The sequence below is a fragment of the Microcoleus sp. LEGE 07076 genome (genome assembly GCF_015207455.1).
In the GTDB taxonomy this organism is placed as follows: Bacteria; Cyanobacteriota; Cyanobacteriia; order Cyanobacteriales; family Microcoleaceae; genus Microcoleus.
The window spans coordinates 24,832-43,507 of sequence record NZ_JADEWV010000006.1 but is presented as its reverse complement, the minus strand read 5'-3'; the positions used below and the strand labels follow the sequence as shown (position 1 = coordinate 43,507).

Sequence of the window (18,676 nt, the reverse complement as noted above, 5' to 3'; positions counted from 1 at the left end):
TTGGTGCTGATTTCAATACGGATCTAGGTACAGTTAAAAGAATCGCCTCAAAACCGACTGTCTTTAAGCGCGACAGTGTCAAGGGATAAGGCATGATAATGGTGAGGCTCAGTGAGGTAACACATTTCAATGACAACTAGACAGCTTGTTCCTAATTCGGCTATGCTGACGCAGCAGACTAAGATCGCTTCTCACAAATCGATTATTAGTGCTGATTTGGGTCGTACTGCAACTAAAGCTTGCGTAAGTCGCAACCCGAGCAGCGTTGTTTTTATCCCCGCCAACGTGGCTAATATGCCAGTGGAAAAGGTGCGGGGCGGCAGCTTTGAGTCCAAAGCAACAGACCCTCTGTTGGATATGTGGCTGGAGTATCAAGGCAAAGGATACGCCATCGGTCAACTGGCTGCGGACTTTGGCGCTAATCTCGGCGGCGCAGACCAGTCGAAAGTAGTGGATGCTTTGGTTAAGGTTTTTTCCTGTGCTGGATATTTCCAGATGAAGGGCGAATTGGCAGTAGTGTTGGGTTTGCCTTTTTATTCGCAGGATCAGTTTGAAAAGGAAAAGGAAGAGATTATCAGCCAACTGCGCTCTCCCCACGTTGTGGTGTACCGCGGCGAGCGCGTGGAAATTGACATCCGCCACGTTTGGGTGATGCCGGAAGGATTCGGCAGCCTGATTTGGTGCGAGGCTCAAGACAATAAGGAGTTTACGCCGGATTTACCTGAGCTGTCGGTGGCTGTTGTCGATATCGGACACCAAACTACTGATTTGTTAATGGTCGATCGTTTCCGGTTCGCCCGGGCAGCTTCTAAGAGCGATTCTTTCGCCATGAACAAGTTCTACGAACAAGTTGCCTCAAAAATTCCGGGGGCAGACCCTCAATCTCTGTCTTTACTAGAAGCGGTGAATAAACCAGAAGGCGAGCGTTTCTACCGTCCTAGAGGAGCGACTAAGCCGACTAATTTAGATCCGATTATTAAGGATTTGCGGGAAGCTTTTGCTAACGAACTGTCCGAACGTTTGGTGCAGTGGCTGCCTGAACGGGTGACGGATGTGGTTCTGACTGGTGGCGGTGGCGAGTTTTTCTGGGAGGTGCTGCAACCTTTGCTCAAAGACGCCAATCTTAAGGCTCACTTGGCTCAACCTTCTCGGAAAGCTAATGCTTTGGGACAGTTTATTTATGCTGAGGCTCAGCTAGCCACAATTAAGTAACGCATTAAGGCTTGAACCCTATGGCACTGTGGGCAAAAAATAAGGCTAATTTTTCGGTGGCGTTTACGGAAGATGCTGCGGATCAAACTTTGTTGGCAGCTATTGAAAAAGAGTTAGCTTTTACGAAGTATCAGACTTTCAGTAATCTCTGCAAGCAAGCTTTGTGGCAGTTTTTGTCTGTCTCTGAGTCTGCTAGCTCGACAGATAGCTTTCAGCGGTTGGAACAGATTATTGCTGAACTTGCGGTCAAATTTGCTGAGTTTGAGCGCCATGTTTCTGCTGAGGAATTAAGCCGTTTGGAGGGACTGGAACATCACCTGAGTCAACTCGGCGCCCAGTTGGATCAGTTGCAGGGGAGTGTTAACACTAAGTTTGCTCAAGTTTCTTTTGCCCAAGTTTCAAAAGTAGTAGAGCCTGACCCGATAGAGTCTGATTCTGTGGCGGATGATAATGTAGTGTCTGATGCTGAGGTTGCTCCTCGTCGGGATTCCGATCCTTTGTTGGAGCGTTTAAGTTCTTTGTTACCGCAAGATTTCTAGAATGAGGTAGACCAAGGCTATAAATCCTTGAGATGTGATGTTAGTAGCCCGCTGTTGACAGTGGTTACTGAATAAATAAACAAAACGATCGCTCTTTTTTTCTAAAGGGCGATCGTTTTGTTATTAGTTATTGGTTGTTGGTTATTGGTTATTTGTTATTTGTTATTGGTTATTTGTTATTGGTTGTTGGTTGGTTGTTGGTTGGTTGTTGGTTATTAGTCTCGATATAGCGGTTCTCAATTTTCTTGAAATCGTAACCAATGCCCAATGCCCTGCTTAGTTATTTGTTGTTGGTTATTTGTTATTTGTTATTGGTTATTGGTTATTTGTTATTGGTTATTTGTTATTGGTCATTAGTCTCGATATAGCGGTTCTCAATTTTCTTGAAATCGTAACCAATGCCCAATGCCCTGCTTAGTTATTTGTTGTTGGTTATTTGTTGTTGGTTATTGGTTATTTGTTATTGGTTGTTGGTTGGTTGTTGGTTATTAGTCTCGATATAGCGGTTCTCAATTTTCTTGAAATCGTAACCAATGCCCAATGCCCTGCGCGGGCCAATGCCCTGCGCGGGCCAATTCCCAATTCCCAATTCCCTTGATATTATTCGAGCAATCCTAATTTTTGCAGTCGCGAACGAATGGCAGCAGGCTGTCTCTGAAATTTCTTAACTAATTCGTCAATTTGTTGACCGCTAGCATATTCTTGCTTCAAATTTTCGTCTTCATCCTGACTCCACTTGACATAAGCTCTGGGATATTTTTGGCGAATTTTCTCATTCTGGGTTTTAGGTGGATCGGCATTGTTTTGACCGGCAGAACTCTCTGGTTGAGAATTGCGATCGCCCACTACTTCCTGCACGCGGTTGGGAATAGCAGCAATTTCTTGAGAAAGCTCAGCCAAAGCATTGTCTACTTTTTGCTGAAGTTCTGTTAGCTGCCGCTGCTGTAAACTGCCCCACTGCGGCAGTTCGTTGATAAACTGCTGCAAGTCGAGAATGATTGTTGTCAAAGTTTCGACTTGTTGCAATTCCGGCCGCTGTTTGAATTGGCGGCTGGTGACTTCGATCTCGCTTTGAATCATTTTAATAGTTTTTTCTAAAATTATTAGTCGCTGGCGCAGGTTCTCAATTGCGGAAATTAGAGAGTGTACGTTTTCTCCGGGCCCAACATTCAGATTTTCGCGTGAGGTTTGGGCGAGAGCTTCGTCTAGGGTATTTACAGCAAGTTGCAGTTGCTCGATCGCGCGATCGGTAGTAGCTGCTTGTTGATTTACGCGATCGAACGTTGCCGCCGTACTGACTTTAACTTGCCCGTGCAGCTTCCGCCGGTTCACAAAATTCAACACCAGGGAAATCACTACAGGCACTTCGACATAAAAGCTCTGCTGCCAAACCAAACTAGCAGCCAATCCCGCAACAGCAGCAGCAATAAAAACCAACTCAGCAGTTTCTAACAAATTGCTAGATTTTTGATTTGTGATTTTAGTTGGTGAATTGGAGGGTGACATAATTTAATTGGGAATTGGGAATTGGGAATTGGCCCGCGCAAGGCATAGGGCATTGGTCATTGGGAGGCTGTACATCGCGGAATTTAAAATTACTGTGGGTTGTTTATTTATGCCAATCTACTTAAATACATTAAAGCTGCAAAATTAGCCTAGCTAAACTGAAATAAATCAAAACTCCGAGGACATCAACTGCGGTGGTAATAAAAGGAGCAGACATTAAAGCGGGGTCTAAACCCAAAGAACGAAATAGAAACGGTAGAGATGAGCCGGCAAGAGAAGCTAAAATTGCGATCGCCAACAAACTTACTCCCACTGCGATTGCCACTGCTAAATTCCCTTGCAGAGTGTAAGCCCATCCCGTCGCTACAGTCCCCAATATAGCTCCTAAAAGCGCTCCCGCCATCCCCTCGCGCACAATTACTTTAAACGGGCCCATCGCTGTAATTTCGTCAGTGTTCAAACCGCGAATTATAACTGTCGAAGACTGGGCTCCGACATTGCCTCCAGTGCCCGTCAGCAGCGGAATAAAGGCTGCTAGGGCGACTACTTGCTGCAAAATATCTTCTTGCGCTCTAATAATGGCCCCAGTGACTGTATTGGTTAAGAGCAGAACAAACAGCCACACCACCCTTTTGCGAGCAACGGTGATTAAATCGGTCTGAAAATAATTGTCGCCGCCGGACTGGACACCGCCCAAGGTATAAATATCTTTATCGGCTTCTTCTTCTAAAATGTCGATCGCGTCGTCAACTGTAATGATCCCCACAAGACGCTGTTCGCGGTCTACAACGGGCACTGCTAAAAAATCGTAACGCTGGATCAGCCTAGCTACTTCTTCTTGATCCGTTCCAGTCTGAACAGAAACTACATCGCGGGTCATAATTTCGCCGACGGTTTTGTCCAGGGGAGAAGTGACTAAATCCCGCAAGGATAAAATGCCCGTCAGGCTGCGGGCTGCATCGGTGACGTAAAGAGAATAAATAGTCTCGGTAGTTTTTGCCAAAGAGCGAATTCGGTCTAAAGCTTGGGAAACGGTAAAGCTTTCCTTGAGAGAAATATATTCTGGGGTCATGATCCGGCCGGCGGTACTGGCTTCGTAACCCAAAAGTTGGGCTGTAGCTTCGCGTTCTGTGGGGCTCAATTGACCTAAGAGGCGGCGGACTAATATCGCCGGCAGTTCGTCAAACAGTTTAGCTCGATCGTCCGGCGACATTTTGTCTACAATATCGAGGACTTCTTGGCGTTTGAATTTTTCGCAGAGGGACTGCTGAACGCTGGAGTCGAGATATTCATAAACTCCGATGGCTTCGTCTTTGGAAAGCAACCGGAAAGCTATTACTTGCATGGTTTCTGGCAGACCTTCGATCGCTTCAGCAATGTCGGCCTCCTGCACCGGATGCAAAATCGCTTTTGCTCCCTTAAAGTCTCCTTGTTCCAGCAAAGCCCTTAACTGCGATCGAACTAATTCCCGCAGTTCTTTTCGCGCGTAGGTGGGAAGCGAAGAGGATTGATAATTTTTTTCTGTCACTGATGACCCTCCTAAACCTGTGCTGCGCGCCTTCCTGAATCCAGTTTAGAGCCTATTGACACCACTGATTGCTGCGAGATCGGACTTCCCCTGAAATTCGCACCTTACCCCTACTTATAGGGCAGACACGCAGCACCTTACCCGATTTCGACTCAAATACATTTATTTTGATCGGCGACACTCATCGGTAGGAAAGGAGAATTAGGCCCGAACACTTTTTCCAACAAATTCGTCGAACTTTGATTGCGAATAAAATTGTTGACTGTTTCTTTCCATTCTGTATCGCCTGCAGGCAGGATCATGCCATAGGAAATACAAGTTAAAGGCTGCTCCGGTATCACAGAATATTGGCTTGGAGTTAAACCCTGTCTCAGCGCTTCTCCCACTAACAGCATTCCGTCGCTGGCGAAGGCATCGATTTTTCCGGCTGCAGCATCTGTTACACCCGACTGTCGGCCCGCCATACCTTCATAAATTTGCTGGTTGGCTAGTTGATATCTGCCTGCAATGAATTGTTGGGTAAGAGAACCGCTCAGCACGCCAATTGTCGCACCTTGTAGGAATCCAGAAGGATTGACTCTCAGTTTGTTTTCTGGCTTGACTAACAGATACGTGCCGCTGTATAAAAAGGGCAGCGAATAGGCAATCCCGCTGGGGGGATTTTGGAGGATTGTATTGGGCCCGCATTCTAAGTGAGCGCGCTGGCTGGCGACGCTCCGGAATCGCCCTTTTTCGCCCGATTCGTTGAGGTCTGTTTCTAGTTTTTCTAAGCGGACAGAGCGATTTAATTTCTTTTCTAAGTCAGCTCGGAAAAGTTCTAAGCCTTCGATGCAAACTCCTTGCCAATTTTCGCCTTCTAAGTAGCCGAAGGGAGCGGCATCTTTTCTGATTCCGACTTTGAGAATGCCTGTTTGCCGAATTTCTTGCAGTGCTGTCTGGGCCGAGGCAAATGCAGGTAAAGCTGCGGGAAACAATATCGAAAATACGAAGCCGACCGCAGCCAAATTTAAGCTGTTCTTGGTGTATTTTTTGTCGTTCACTTTTGTCTTCAAATAGATATTTTGCTGGTTTTTAATATCATACGCACAAAACCAAAATTGTCAATATATTTTGGAAGTATAATTTTGGGGAGCGGGGTGTTTTCGCTGCGGCGCGCGATCGGGTGTTCTCCGCATCGGAATGCAAGTCATCATCAATCAAACGACTTTCATTCAAAACGATCGCACCAATTTTATTGTTGTAGAGCGACGAGACATCATAGTGCCGCCGGAATTAAACCAACAACTGATATTTTTCTTGTGCCAAACGGTAAAGCGGTCGCCACACCAAACGGTTAGTCAATACAACCAACAGCGACATCACAGAAGTAGCCGCTAACAGCAAAGGAAAATTGCCAGATGCTGTGGCTTCAGAAATCGTCTCGCCCAAACCAACGGTTCTAATTATTTCACCTTTAAACTGCACGTATTCACTGACAATACTCGCATTCCAAGCTCCGCCCACCGCTGTAATAATTCCCGTAATTAAATAAGGAAATATTCCCGGAATAATTAAAGTTTTCCAGCGCTGAACGAGGGAAAGCTTGTAAACTTGCGCGACTTCAAACAATTCTGAAGGTATCGATTGAGCACCCGCAATCACATTAAACAGCAAATACCACATTGTACCCAACATCATCAGCGCTACAGAACCTATTTGCAATCCGCCTCCAGCGTGAATTAAAGCTAGCAGCAATACAGGAAATAAAGCTGTTGCCGGTACAGAAGCAGCTATTTGTACTAAGGGCTGCAAAATCTGGGCTAAACGCGGATTTCGACCGATCGCCACTCCGAGGGGTACTGTCCACAACAGCGATAAAAATAGAGCGCAAATGACTCGCAAAGCTGTAAAAAATGCACCTCCCACGACTTTTTGCCAGTCAGACAAACTCACCAACTGTAGTAGCAGCACTGCTTCCCAAGTTCCCCAAAGCACGATGAAGGCAAACCCACTGACAAACAGCCAATTTATCCAATTTCCGATCCGGTTTTTTGGGATGGCATTTGCGGGTAAATTAGCAGGTGAAAAACTTCTTGTCACATAGCGATCGAAACTGTCGCCGACGGGCGAAATGCGCGACTTCAACACCCGCAGCGTCGCCGATCGCCTTAAAAAATCCAACACCTTTGACTGAGGTATATTGGCAGCTTCCACAGCTTGATATTTAAATTTTTCTACCCAAGCAATCAAAGGCTGCCAGATTAAAAAGTCGATCGCTACAATCACACCAATTAAAACTGCTAAACCCCAGCCGATCGCCCCAAAATTCCCTTCACTGGCTGCCTTGGCCAAATAGGAACCAAGTCCGGGCAAATTAAAATTTTTATCGCCCAATGTAAAAGACTCGATCACCATCAAAAAAAACCAGCCACCAGCTACTGACATGACGCTGTTCCACACCAGTCCGATCGCGCCAGCGGGCAATTCTAACGTCCAAAATTGCTGCCAAGCATTGAGCCTATACACTCTAGCAGCTTCCTTAAGTTCTTGCGGAATGCCGGAAAGCGACTGATAGAAACTAAAGGTCATATTCCAAGTCATCCCAGTAAATATTAAAACGATCGATGCGAGTTCTACGCCGATTCTTTGACCAGGAAATAAAGTCATTAGCGCTAAAACAACTCCAGGCAAAAAAGATAAAACCGGAATCGACTGCAAAATATCTAACAACGGAATTAAAATTTTAGCTGCCAGGGGGAAACGGTAAGCAGAATAAGCATAAACTAGAGTAAAAAGGAGTGATAAAAAATAAGCTGCTGCCATCCGTAAAATAGTCTGGGCTGTATATGCTGGCAAGACATTTAGTGCCGTCTCAATTTTAAAATTTGGGTTGTAGTCGCTGCTGAATTGAGAAGCTGTTTGGACAATTAGGAAAATTAGAGAAAAGATTGCTAGAATCAGCAAGCCGTCTTGCCAAGTCCAAGCTGACCTTTCTATGGTTTTATTGGCTGGTGTTAGAGGTCTTGTCATAAGAATTGGGGATGGGAAATTGTTGACTACTGACTGTTAACTGTTAACTGTTGACTGTTGACTACTGCCAACTACCAACTGACTACTGCCAACTACCAACTGACTACTGCCAACTACCAACTGACTACTGACTACTGACTTCTAAGAAGATTTCGCCACCAGGTTCGTCGTAGCTGTACAACTCTGCATAGCGGCCCCAATCAATAGCGGTTTGCAATTGCCGCATTGCTTCTTTCGGGCTAAAGTGGACTTCGAGAATATCCAGAATTAACTCTTCTGAAATGCGGTGGTTGCGCTTGGCCTGAAGCATTCTATAAATTTGCTGTACTGCACGAATGTTGCTGAGAATTTGGCTGCGGACAATTTCTTTGCGCTGGTCAATTCCGCCGGCAATGAATTGAATGCCAACTGGTGTTAACAGGAGGTCGCCTTCTTTGATTACTAGGAATTCCATTAATTTGGCTGCTTCGACGATCGGCAAAATGTCGTCAACCTCTAGCATTAATTCTTGACCGAGACGGTAGAGGTCTTTCTCCTTGCGGTCTTCTAGGAGTTCCAACAAACCTGCGATCGCACCGGTTCGCACCTGCGGCAGAGATTGGTATTTGGTGGTTGGGACTGATTCAGGTTGAGACACAGCAGCACTTTCAGCAGGTGCTGCCACTGTGGGGTCGCTCAATTCGGGATTGGTGAGGATTTTGTAAACTTGGTCTACGATAGCTTGGAATTCGGCTGTTTTGCGATCGCGATAGTGCGGCAAACTCACCGTCAGTTCGGCGCGAATTCGCCCTGGATTGCGTCCCAATACTACGATGCGATCGGCTAAAATTACCGCTTCCTCAATCCCGTGAGTTACAATTAACACAGCTTTAGTCGGAATCTTTTTTTCTAACCACAAATCTAATAATTCAAACCTTAAGTTTTCTGCGGTTAGTACATCTAAAGCTGAAAACGGTTCGTCCATGCAAAGCAATTCTGGTTCCACAGCCAAAGCTCTAGCAAATCCTACCCGCTGCCGCATCCCACCCGAAAGTTCTTTCGGATAAGCATTCTCAAATCCGTCTAAACCAATAATGTCAATCATCCGCAAGGCTTTTTGGCGGCGCGGTTCAGGCAATTCTCCTTTAGCTTTTAAGCCTAATTCTACATTTTCTAGTACCGTCAGCCAGGGGTAAAGCGCAAAGTTTTGAAATACTATTGCTATCCCTGGATTTAAGCCAACTAAAGGACGATTGTGATATAGAACTTGACCTTTGCTGGGCGGGATCAGTCCGGCAATCATCCGCATTAATGTTGACTTTCCCGAACCGGAAGGGCCGAGCAAAGCTACTATTTCGCCCGCTCGCAGTTCTAAATTAATTGGCTCTAAAATAGATATTTTTTGACCGTTGGGCTGCTGGTAAACCTTGCTAACGCCTTCTAAGGTAATCAGGCTTTCTGTTGCTATTTTAGCTGCCACAACTAAACTTCCTCTGTTTTGTTTAAATTTAGTCATTAGTCATTAGTCATTGGTCATTGGTCATTAGCACAAAAATATCGAAAACGCACAACAGATATTTGTCTGGAGGCACGAGTCCGCGTCCGGCGGTTTTGAAATTAATTCTTGGGTTCTCATAGCTATAGCCCATAAATTCATTTTTAGCTAGACCTGTTGCCGCGAATGCGTAAAATCTGCCAGATGTTAATTAAAGCAGAAATGAGGAGCGATCGCCAAAACCCGGTTTTATCAAAAAACTGGATTTTTAGATTGGGCATTAATTTAATCAATAGCCAGCCAAGGGGTGGCGATAGAGATTTTTCACTCTTATTTTATCTGTTGGCGCGATCGCGCTAGAATGATGCCTAATCCCAGAAACCCGATTTCTGGCGCTAAAGTCAACGAAAGGCAGAATTGCCACAGAAACCCGGTTTCTTCACCGACACTGTAGATAAGTTAAGTTTTGCTGCTGGATGCTGCTACCGCCTAGATTTAGCTCGCTTGTGGAGATGAAAAAATTATCGCGCTATCGAATACGATCCTGTAACAATCCCCGTCGCTCCGAGCAGCTTTCCCAAATCAAGTAGACGAAAAGATATCTGCCAACCGAGAATAATTTCTAGATAATTTAGGCAATGGCTTTTTGAGTTTTTTTGGGAGGAGCTGTTTTTGATATTCGCCAATTTAAAAATTAGCTCGAAGCCAGTCTGGGAGAGGGAGTTGTCTCGCTGCTCCTTTAATCTCTACCTGATACCTGGGCGATGTTCAACAATGCTTTGATAGCAAACCCGGATTTTGTCTTAGTCAATTCGCCAAACTGCTGGTGCGGAGCAGGTTTTTAGAATATCTGCCACCGTTGCAAATTAGACAATTTTGGCGCAGGCTGCCCGAATCCGACACCAATTATTAAATGCCCAGAATCTGGCGATCGCTAAAATTTTGAATGCCTTAAAAAATTCCCAATTAAATATGTAAACATGAGGTTATATCTAGAACCATTTTGTTGGAAAAAACAATTTTTATTTATTTACAAATTCGTGCTATGAGCGCACCTAACTGAACTGCAATTACTCCTAGTATCGCACTGCCAGCCAAGTAAAAAGTGGCAACGCTGTAAGATCGATCGCGCCACAAGACATTTGCCTCTAAACCGTAAGTAGAAAAAGTAGTATAAGCCCCCAAAAATCCCGTCGCTACAATTAACCGCACTTCCGGCCCAACAGCCGGCACCCGTTCAAAAACCAGGGTGACAAAAAATCCCATAGCCAAGCAACCAGTCATGTTAATAAAAAAAGTTCCGTAGGGAAAAGCCGTGCCGAAGCGGTTGGCAAACCACAAGGTGATATAATATCGGCTCAAAGCGCCGGCAACTGCACCGAAGCTAATGGCGATCGCCTGGCGGAGATGGGGGTTTTGCAGCATACAGCTCTTGAAGATTTGTGAGTTGACATAAGCTGTCGGACATTTAAATTGTATGTTGAGGGCGGGCTAGAAGCAACGACCCACAATAGTTTTATTATTTTTTTAGATATAGTTTAAATGTACAACAGCTTAGAGATTAGTTAAAAGTTTAGCGAACTTATGTCAAATATTGTACAATCAAATTGGCGATCGCTCAGGCTGTTGAAAATTCAAATATATGGAGACTATTTATGCAAATTGTGTTGGCTACGGCGGACGATGACTTAGTTAGAGCTTGGGAAAAAACTTGCGGGAATATTGAAAACGTCAAGATACACCGCTGCTCAATCTTTGAGGTGAAATGCGATGCTATCGTTAGTCCTACCAATAGTTTTGGTTTCATGGACGGTGGCTTAGATTTAGAAATTTCGGAATATTTTGGAAGTCACGTTCAAAAACGCCTGCAAAAACTAATTCAGACTCGCCACTGCGGCGAACTCTTAGTAGGTTCGGCAGAAGTTGTAGATACAGATCACGATCGGGTTCCCTATTTAATAGCAGCCCCCATCATGCGCGTTCCCACAATTTTAACAGAGACAGTAAATGTTTATCTAGCAACCAGGGCTGTTTTAAATCTTGTAAAATTTGGCACACTCGCAGATGGAACCCCGGTCAAACATATCATTGAAACGATCGCTATTCCTGACATGGGTACGGCAACAGGCAAAGTGCCACCGCACATCTGCGCCAATCAGATGAAAGTCGCCCTCGAAGAGATCCTCCTATCTCAATACAAGTTTCCTGAATCTTGGCTGTACGCCCAAAAAAATCACAAATTATTATATACTATCGATGCCGGAGATTGGCCGCTGAAAATTTGAAAAGTTAAATCTAAAAATTTGCTATTTTTGACATACTAAGTTTGTTGTGTGTTTTTAGGTGCAGCGACTTGTCAGCAATTGAAGTGCGCTAAACCGTACCTACAAGTTGGCGGTATCCGACACGCGATATCGAGTTGGGTAGATAAAATGTATTAGAATAGGACTAAGTTTTTAATGCCTGTCTTAAAGACCAGAATAAAATCTGGGGCGACACATACTTTAGTCCGCGTTTTCAGACGAAAAAAGGAGATAATTGATATGACAGAACCAAATGTGACTGAGGAAACAATTGTAGAGGTAACTCCAGAAACGACGGATCTCGTCAAAAAAGAGATGCCCGACGCGACTGATGAGACGATCGCAGAAACTGCTGCCCTGTTTGAAGCAATCAAAAAACGCGCAGCCACGGAATTCCAAGCAGCGGGCGATCTGACTCGCGAAGCTTATTTAAACGCTGTGAATAAAGCCAGCGGCGCGATCGCAGAAAATAAGACGGCGGCGAAAGAGAGAATGACAGAAGCAGTCAGCCTGATTAAAAAGGAATCCGAAAAAAATTGGCTGGTGGTTGATGCGATTAAAACGCGGGCGCAAGCGCAGGTACAAGAGGCCGGCGAAGTCAGTCGCGAAGCTTATTTGAAAGCAGTGCGACAAGCGCGAGAAGCGGTGGAACAAAATAAATTGATCGAACGCGATAGTATCGAACAAGCTGTTGACCAGATTCAGAAGCAAACTGAAAAGAATTGGCACGTTGTTGTTGCAGAAATTGAGTCGCTAGGTACTCGTTTGACGGATGCGTCGAAATCTGCATTCCAGGCGCTAACCAAGTTTTTTGACAAGAAGCATTAAACTCATATTTTGCAGCATTTTGTGGAACAGGCAAGATGCCTGTTCCACAAACATTGAATTTTGTTGTGGAACAGGCATCTTGCCTATTCATAAAAGGTTTTGACACTAAGCGCTATAATCAGAAAGCCTTATTTTTAGTCCACAAACCCCCAACCATGAGAACTTACTACTGCGGCGAACTGCGAAGCGAACACATCGGAGAAACTGTAACCCTTTACGGATGGGTGGATCGCCGCCGCGATCATGGCGGGGTGATTTTTTTGGATTTGCGCGATCGATCGGGATTAGTGCAAATTGTCAGCGATCCCCAACGCACCCCCGATTCCTATCACGGGGCTGAGGCTTTGCGCGGTGAATACGTGGTGAAAATTACCGGGCGAGTCACCAGCCGCCCCGAAGATTCCCTCAACCCCAAATTGCCTACGGGTGAAATAGAAATTTATGCTGACGAGATTGAGTTGTTGAATGCGGTGCGGAAACAGTTACCGTTTCAGGTTTCGACGGCGGATAGTGAAAGCGTGCGGGAAGATTTGCGCTTGAAATATCGCTATTTGGACTTGCGGCGCGATCGCATGAGTCGCAATTTGCAGCTTCGCCACCAAGTAGTCAAAGCCATGCGCCGCCACCTCGAAGATGCTGAGGGTTTCATGGAAATTGAAACACCGATTTTAACTCGCGCCACTCCCGAAGGTGCGAGAGATTATTTAGTTCCCAGCCGCGTCAATCCCGGTGAATGGTATGCTTTGCCGCAGTCGCCGCAGTTGTTCAAACAATTATTAATGGTGTCTGGTTTTGATAGATATTATCAGATTGCTCGCTGCTTCCGCGATGAAGATTTGCGCGCCGACAGACAGCCGGAATTTACGCAATTGGACATGGAAATGAGTTTCATGTCTGTGGAAGAAGTGATTGCATTAAATGAAGGTTTAGTCTGCAATATTTTCCAAACAGTGAAAGGCGTAGAATTGCCTCGTCCTTTCCCGCGTTTGACTTACGCAGAAGCGATGGATCGCTACGGTAGCGACAAACCTGATACTCGCTTCGGTATGGAATTAGTTGATGTTTCAGATTTGATGAAAGATTCGGGATTTAAGGTATTTTCCGGGGCAGTTGCTGCGGGCGGAATTGTGAAAATTTTGCCGATTCCGGGCGGGAATGATGCGATTTCTAACGTGCGAATTAAACCGGGTGGCGATTTGTTTAAGGAAGCTAGCGAAGCTGGGGCGAAAGGATTAGCTTTTATCCGGGTGCGGGAGAATGGCGAAATTGATACGATCGGCGCAATTAAGGATAATTTGACTGAAGCACAAAAACAGGAATTGCTCGATCGCACGGGGGCGAAACCAGGTCATTTGTTGTTATTTGCAGCCGCTGATGCAATAACTGTCAATAAGACTTTAGATAGATTGCGTTTGTTTGTCGGTAACGAATTAGGATTTATTGACAAAGACAAGATGAATTTGCTGTGGGTGACGGATTTCCCAATGTTTGAATGGAACGCCGATGAGAAGCGTTTGGAAGCATTACATCACCCGTTTACCGCACCGCATCCCGACGATATTGCCGATTTGAAAACAGCCAGAGCTCAAGCTTATGACTTGGTATTAAACGGTACAGAAGTCGGCGGCGGTTCCCTGCGGATTTACCAGCGGGAAGTTCAGGAAAAGGTGTTTGAGGCGATCGGCTTATCGACTGAGGAAGCTTACAATAAGTTTGGCTTTTTGTTGGATGCGTTTGAGTACGGAACTCCTCCCCACGGCGGAATTGCCTACGGTTTGGATCGGTTGGTGATGCTGTTAGCTGGCGAGGAGTCGATTCGGGATGTCATGGCGTTTCCGAAGACGCAGCAAGCCGGGTGTTTGTTGACGAATGCACCGTCTAGTGTGGATGAGAAGCAGTTGAAGGAGTTGCAAGTGCGATCGACTTATGTAGCCAAGTCATAGGTATCTAAAACACCTTCAATGGATAGTGGATGGGTGGCGAGAAACCGGGTTTTTTCCAGAATACTTCGCCACACCTCCCAGAAACTGCGAAAAACCCGGTTTCTTTGATTTGTGGGCAGTCAGAAACCGGGTTTTCCCGAGAATACTTTGTTGTCATTAAACTAAAAACGCTATAATTATCATAATCAAAAATAGGTAAAAACTATTACTTTCCCAAGTAACGAACGAACAAATTGCGATCGTGGCTTGTAAGTATCATTACAATGAGATGAAAGATTAACCATGAAAACCCCCGTTGAACTTAACGAAGAGTTGGTTAAAGAAGCCTTTCGCTTAACCAATTTCAAGACAGAAAAAGAACTGATTGACTTTGCTTTACAAGAATTAATTCGCACCCGTAAAAAGCGGAATCTACTGGATTTAAGCGGACAAATTCAATTTTCGACCGACTACGATTACAAAGCCTTGCGGGAAAACCGAAATGTTTCTGATTGATACCTCAGTCTGGATCGGCGTTTTCCGCGACAGGACAGGTGTAGTACGCCAATCCCTGGAAGCAATAATCAATAATGAAAGTATTTTTCTGAACAGATTTACTCAGATGGAACTTTTGCAAGGTTGTCGAGATGAACGGGAGTGGACACTATTAGAAACTTATCTCCAAGAACAAGACTACATAGAGTCTACACCTAATACTTGGGTAGCCGCTGCTCGGATTTATTACGATTTGCAAAGACAGGGGTTAACGGTTAGAAGTAGTATCGACTGCTGCATTGCCCAACTTGCGATCGAACACCAACTTATTCTAGTTCATAACGATCGCGATTTTGAAACTATTCAGAGAGTGCGATCGGTCAATTGCTTGCGCTTCCGGCCTGACAGTTAATGAAGATTAAAAAGTTAAAAACCCGGTTTCTTTGGTTTTCGGGTGGTCAGAAACCGCGTTTTTTTGCGATACTGCGTCCTCACTCACCGAAAAAAGATTGACACAGATCCATAAGTAGTTCATTATACCAACAGGAGGGATATTACCTCAGCTATTTTACCTATGGCTGCTCACGACTCAGAGTAGGTCTTGGCACTTATATCTGTAGCTTGATATCTCTTCACCAGCATTTTGTAACTTAAGTAGACCAACAAAGTGAAAACTCCCATTCAGAAAATCCTCTTCGGTAGTCCTGGAACTGGAAAAAGCTACAGAATTGATCGGGAAATTGTCCCGATCAATCTGGGAATAACAAGTCCAGAGAATGTTATTAAAACAGTTTTTCATCCAGAGTACACTTATGGTGACTTCATGGGAAAACTGGTGCCGATTACTATATCAAAAAAAGTGGAATATAACTTTTATGAAGGTCATTTTTTAAAAGCACTTGCACAAGCTTACAAAAATCTTCTTTCTCATCAAGAAGGAGAAGAAATTAAAAATGTAGCTTTAGTGATTGATGAAATAAATAGAGGTAATTCCTCAGCAATCTTTGGGACAGTTTTTCAACTTTTAGATCGGGCTGAAAATGGTTGGTCTGATTATGGAATCAATGTCTCTGATTTAGAATTACGAAAGATTGTTGATTTGATAGGCTTTGAAGAAGCGGGAACGGAAAAATCGGGAGAAGGACAAATACCAACTTATAAGTACGAAGGAAAAGGTCAGGCAAAAACTCTTGAAAAACATCAAGATATTTTGTCAAAAGTTAACATCAAAATTGAAAATAATAAGATAATTGGTAGCTGTATTCGTATTCCTCCTAATCTTTCCATCCTAGCTACGATGAACACCTCTGACAATTCCATTTACTTTATGGATAGCGCCTTTAAACGACGTTGGGATTGGGAATTTGTCAACTGGGATAAAAGTACACCTCTTGCTGCAACATACGGTACAGCAGGTATTGTGGATAAGGATGAGTGGGAAGAGCTAATAAAAAAACTTAACAGCTTTATCAAAATTCATCACACTTCAATTCGGGGAATTGAGGACAAGCAAATTGGCTATTACTTTATCAAACAGCCTGTAACGGCTGAACAGATACAAAATAAACTCATGTTCTTCCTATGGGATAGCGTTTTCAACCGTGACAAAAAACCCCTTGTGGATCTTTTGAAGGTAACAAGAGATGAACTCGTCACTTTCGGTGATTTCACTAAATTGCATAATGAGTTCATTATAAACATAATGAATTTCAATGTTTGAATTGGTCTTAAGTCTCTACTTAAAAATAATAGCTTCTCTTTTTTGATACTCCATGTTTGATTTTTCAAGCTTTAACTTAATCAAAAATTCCAATGACTTTTTTGTTGGAATCCGTAAATCTGCTTTAGAAGATGGTTATGAGTTTTGTCTGCCAAATGGCTTTGATAATTTTCCAGATGGTGACTTTAACGAGGTGCGGGATTTATTTTTCCAGATGTATCGCACTTTCCGCAAGTTTGAGAGAGACAATACAGGCACAAACCGATTCAACCTTAACAGACCGGACTTCCAGCAAGACCAAGATCAGACTACCCTTTCTGGTGGCGGAGTCAGTATGCAAACCGAAGATGGGGAAGTTTGTGTACTCTATAGCAAGATTAAAATGATCGAGCGGGTACTGGAAGCCTACGATGACCTTGCTATCAACTCAATCCAAAAGAAAGCCAGACGCAGTGAAGATATTGATTATTCTCAAATTTACAAATACTTAGATCGCGCTATCTACCTCGATAACGATGTAATTTACATCGAGGCGATGGATTTGCCACGTCCGACGGTGCGCTATGAAAGCACTGATATCGTGAACCTGTATTGTTATATACTCGATGAGATTGTACAGCAGTTGGATGGCGATGTGCCGGATAATATTCAAGCACACAGTCAAGATATTCGCTTCCTTGCTCAACGCTTCCAAGACGGCTACTTGACCAGCAACCAGTCAATTTTTGACAAAGACACTTTTGGCGAAACTATCAGCATTCTTAAAGAAGCGCTGGATAACATAGACAAAAATACTTATTATAAAGACGCTGACTATTGGGGACTTTATGAAGCTATTGAAATATTCCTATATGGCGAAATAAATCCCGCTCAGAATGATGGTAACTACTGGGGAATAAAAGGGTTTTCTCTGGTTTGGGAGGATATGTGCAGCACCTATTTCTTCAAAAAATACCCAGATAAAATCTGCTATGCAGATACCGATATACCTTTGAAAGATCCTCCACATCCAGAACCTAAGAGGCAAGGTGAAGAACCAAAACGGGTTGGCAATTGCCGAGCCTCTTCTAGAAACGGATACGGTAATCAATGGATTTATCGGACAATATCTGATATTTCCTATCCTAATAAAGACGATTTATTTGGATGGAATGAACTCCTTTGTATTGAGTTTGATACTGAAGTTGGAACGCTGGTCTACTCAAACAGAAGGTATGATCAATTAGAACAGCGAGATATAAGTAGGGCAATGCGCCGGTTTCCCCGTCCCGACTTAGTTCTTAAATTTGAAACAAAAAATGGATTTAAACTAAAAATATTTGATTATAAAGATGTACCTCTTAACTTTTATCTTAATCCCTCATCGTCGCCAAAATCGGCAAATAAATACAAAAATGATATCATCAAGCAGCTTACTTATGAATTTGCTCTCCAGCAAACCCATACTGTTGCAGAGAGTGTATTTTTTATTCCTTGGTATTACACAGCAGAGCCTGAGCCTGAGCCTTTGGGAGAAACTGAACAAAGCCTAGATATTAAAGGAATCAAAATATTTAAGGCTAACTTCTTTATTATCCAAAAGCTCTACCTGGAAAACTCATGAATCAGAAAATAAATATTATAGGAATTTGCCCTGAAACTCTACTTTTTCAAAGCATTTATGTTCCTCTAATTTCATTTCAAAATGAAGAACAAAAAAAAGCTGCTGAGGATTACATAACTGGGGAAGCAAAGAAATTTTTTGATATATTGTTGCCCGATCAAGAAGTGAAACCACTAGCTTATCCAATGCTTATCACAGAATTGGACTTTCAAAAAATTGATATGAGGTATTTTTATGAAAATCTGTTCTACGATTTGGAGCGAAAGCCTGATGGAAAGTTAGAAGCAAAAATAAAATGGGGAATCACTTTTGATGAAAAATGCGCTCCTATTAACTTAGGTTATCTTAGCCCAAAATACGATGGCTATGAGCCTAAAATAAAATATACCAGTAGTGATGGTCGCCCATATCGTCGATATGGCACTATAGACATAAATGGAAAGCCAGTTTTTTACTACATTTACTTTACGCTTCAAGAAATACTGGACGAGATTAAACAATTACCAAACTCTTAAAAATCAATAGTCCGGACACTTT

At 43.6% G+C, this 18,676-nt stretch carries 17 protein-coding genes; 10 read left to right on the top strand and 7 right to left on the bottom strand.

Annotated elements, in window-relative coordinates:
• Nucleotides 1–129: 129 nt before the first annotated feature.
• On the top strand, nt 130–1,212 hold the full coding sequence (locus tag IQ270_RS31740; RefSeq protein ID WP_193971444.1) for a ParM/StbA family protein: 1,083 nt from the start codon (nt 130–132) through the stop codon (nt 1,210–1,212).
• A 20-nt stretch (nt 1,213–1,232) separates the two neighbouring features.
• On the top strand, nt 1,233–1,751 hold the full coding sequence (locus tag IQ270_RS01940; protein ID WP_193971442.1) for a hypothetical protein: 519 nt from the start codon (nt 1,233–1,235) through the stop codon (nt 1,749–1,751).
• A gap of 600 nt (nt 1,752–2,351) precedes the next feature.
• Here IQ270_RS01940 and IQ270_RS01935 read toward each other — a convergent pair.
• The 7 genes from IQ270_RS01935 to crcB form a co-directional block, all read right to left on the bottom strand.
• Nucleotides 2,352–3,257 carry a hypothetical protein gene (locus tag IQ270_RS01935; protein ID WP_193971440.1) on the bottom strand — a complete coding sequence of 302 codons (906 nt, stop codon included), beginning with the start codon at nt 3,255–3,257 and terminating at the stop codon, nt 2,352–2,354.
• 130 nt (nt 3,258–3,387) lie between these two features.
• Nucleotides 3,388–4,785, bottom strand: a complete 1,398-nt coding sequence (gene mgtE, locus IQ270_RS01930) for a magnesium transporter (protein WP_193971438.1) — start codon at nt 4,783–4,785, stop codon at nt 3,388–3,390.
• Between the two features lie 152 nt (nt 4,786–4,937).
• Nucleotides 4,938–5,825: an amino acid ABC transporter substrate-binding protein gene (locus IQ270_RS01925; RefSeq protein WP_339384208.1), complete on the bottom strand. Its 888-nt coding sequence runs from the start codon at nt 5,823–5,825 to the stop codon at nt 4,938–4,940.
• 232 nt (nt 5,826–6,057) lie between these two features.
• Entirely contained in the window at nt 6,058–7,794 is a 1,737-nt protein-coding gene (locus IQ270_RS01920) for an ABC transporter permease subunit (protein ID WP_193971436.1), read from the bottom strand.
• A gap of 36 nt (nt 7,795–7,830) precedes the next feature.
• Nucleotides 7,831–7,893 carry a hypothetical protein gene (locus IQ270_RS32175; protein WP_228056008.1) on the bottom strand — a complete coding sequence of 21 codons (63 nt, stop codon included), beginning with the start codon at nt 7,891–7,893 and terminating at the stop codon, nt 7,831–7,833.
• A gap of 25 nt (nt 7,894–7,918) precedes the next feature.
• The gene (locus IQ270_RS01910; RefSeq protein ID WP_228056003.1) at nt 7,919–9,289 is read right to left on the bottom strand and encodes a nitrate/sulfonate/bicarbonate ABC transporter ATP-binding protein; all 1,371 of its coding nucleotides are present in this window, start codon (nt 9,287–9,289) and stop codon (nt 7,919–7,921) included.
• 1,005 nt (nt 9,290–10,294) lie between these two features.
• Complete coding sequence (crcB, locus tag IQ270_RS01905) at nt 10,295–10,693, bottom strand: fluoride efflux transporter CrcB (RefSeq protein ID WP_193971434.1); 399 nt, start codon at nt 10,691–10,693, stop codon at nt 10,295–10,297.
• A gap of 230 nt (nt 10,694–10,923) precedes the next feature.
• Here crcB and IQ270_RS01900 point away from each other — a divergent pair, with 230 nt between their 5' ends.
• From IQ270_RS01900 to IQ270_RS01865, 8 genes are all read left to right on the top strand, one after another.
• The gene (locus IQ270_RS01900; protein ID WP_193971432.1) at nt 10,924–11,553 is read left to right on the top strand and encodes a macro domain-containing protein; all 630 of its coding nucleotides are present in this window, start codon (nt 10,924–10,926) and stop codon (nt 11,551–11,553) included.
• Between the two features lie 258 nt (nt 11,554–11,811).
• On the top strand, nt 11,812–12,399 hold the full coding sequence (locus IQ270_RS01895) for a hypothetical protein (RefSeq protein WP_193971430.1): 588 nt from the start codon (nt 11,812–11,814) through the stop codon (nt 12,397–12,399).
• Nucleotides 12,400–12,554: 155 nt separating this feature from the next.
• Nucleotides 12,555–14,342 (top strand): aspartate--tRNA ligase, encoded by a 1,788-nt coding sequence (gene aspS / locus IQ270_RS01890; RefSeq protein ID WP_193971428.1) that lies wholly within the window; start codon nt 12,555–12,557, stop codon nt 14,340–14,342.
• A 282-nt stretch (nt 14,343–14,624) separates the two neighbouring features.
• On the top strand, nt 14,625–14,837 hold the full coding sequence (locus IQ270_RS01885) for a type II toxin-antitoxin system VapB family antitoxin (RefSeq protein ID WP_096829519.1): 213 nt from the start codon (nt 14,625–14,627) through the stop codon (nt 14,835–14,837).
• A complete protein-coding gene (locus IQ270_RS01880; protein ID WP_193971426.1) occupies nt 14,824–15,228 on the top strand; it encodes a PIN domain nuclease in 405 nt (134 codons plus the stop codon). The genes IQ270_RS01885 and IQ270_RS01880 overlap by 14 nt, the downstream gene beginning before the upstream one ends.
• A 255-nt stretch (nt 15,229–15,483) precedes the next feature.
• Nucleotides 15,484–16,536 carry a restriction endonuclease gene (locus IQ270_RS01875; RefSeq protein ID WP_193971424.1) on the top strand — a complete coding sequence of 351 codons (1,053 nt, stop codon included), beginning with the start codon at nt 15,484–15,486 and terminating at the stop codon, nt 16,534–16,536.
• A 52-nt stretch (nt 16,537–16,588) separates the two neighbouring features.
• Nucleotides 16,589–18,139, top strand: a complete 1,551-nt coding sequence (locus IQ270_RS01870; protein ID WP_193971422.1) for an LlaJI family restriction endonuclease — start codon at nt 16,589–16,591, stop codon at nt 18,137–18,139.
• Nucleotides 18,136–18,654: a hypothetical protein gene (locus IQ270_RS01865; protein ID WP_193971420.1), complete on the top strand. Its 519-nt coding sequence runs from the start codon at nt 18,136–18,138 to the stop codon at nt 18,652–18,654. Before IQ270_RS01870 ends, IQ270_RS01865 begins: the two co-directional genes overlap by 4 nt.
• Nucleotides 18,655–18,676 lie beyond the last annotated feature (22 nt).

Bases quoted from the DNA above. Each gene is read 5' to 3' on its own strand.
- crcB (WP_193971434.1), bottom strand. From the start codon at position 10,693: ATGCTGCAAAACCCCCATCTCCGCCAGGCGATCGCCATTAGCTTCGGT.
- IQ270_RS31740 (WP_193971444.1), top strand. From the start codon at position 130: ATGACAACTAGACAGCTTGTTCCTAATTCGGCTATGCTGACGCAGCAG.
- IQ270_RS01895 (WP_193971430.1), top strand. From the start codon at position 11,812: ATGACAGAACCAAATGTGACTGAGGAAACAATTGTAGAGGTAACTCCA.
- aspS (WP_193971428.1), top strand. From the start codon at position 12,555: ATGAGAACTTACTACTGCGGCGAACTGCGAAGCGAACACATCGGAGAA.
- IQ270_RS01940 (WP_193971442.1), top strand. From the start codon at position 1,233: ATGGCACTGTGGGCAAAAAATAAGGCTAATTTTTCGGTGGCGTTTACG.
- IQ270_RS01920 (WP_193971436.1), bottom strand. From the start codon at position 7,794: ATGACAAGACCTCTAACACCAGCCAATAAAACCATAGAAAGGTCAGCT.
- IQ270_RS01900 (WP_193971432.1), top strand. From the start codon at position 10,924: ATGCAAATTGTGTTGGCTACGGCGGACGATGACTTAGTTAGAGCTTGG.
- IQ270_RS01865 (WP_193971420.1), top strand. From the start codon at position 18,136: ATGAATCAGAAAATAAATATTATAGGAATTTGCCCTGAAACTCTACTT.
- IQ270_RS01935 (WP_193971440.1), bottom strand. From the start codon at position 3,257: ATGTCACCCTCCAATTCACCAACTAAAATCACAAATCAAAAATCTAGC.
- IQ270_RS01870 (WP_193971422.1), top strand. From the start codon at position 16,589: ATGTTTGATTTTTCAAGCTTTAACTTAATCAAAAATTCCAATGACTTT.
- IQ270_RS01880 (WP_193971426.1), top strand. From the start codon at position 14,824: ATGTTTCTGATTGATACCTCAGTCTGGATCGGCGTTTTCCGCGACAGG.
- IQ270_RS01910 (WP_228056003.1), bottom strand. From the start codon at position 9,289: ATGACTAAATTTAAACAAAACAGAGGAAGTTTAGTTGTGGCAGCTAAA.
- IQ270_RS01885 (WP_096829519.1), top strand. From the start codon at position 14,625: ATGAAAACCCCCGTTGAACTTAACGAAGAGTTGGTTAAAGAAGCCTTT.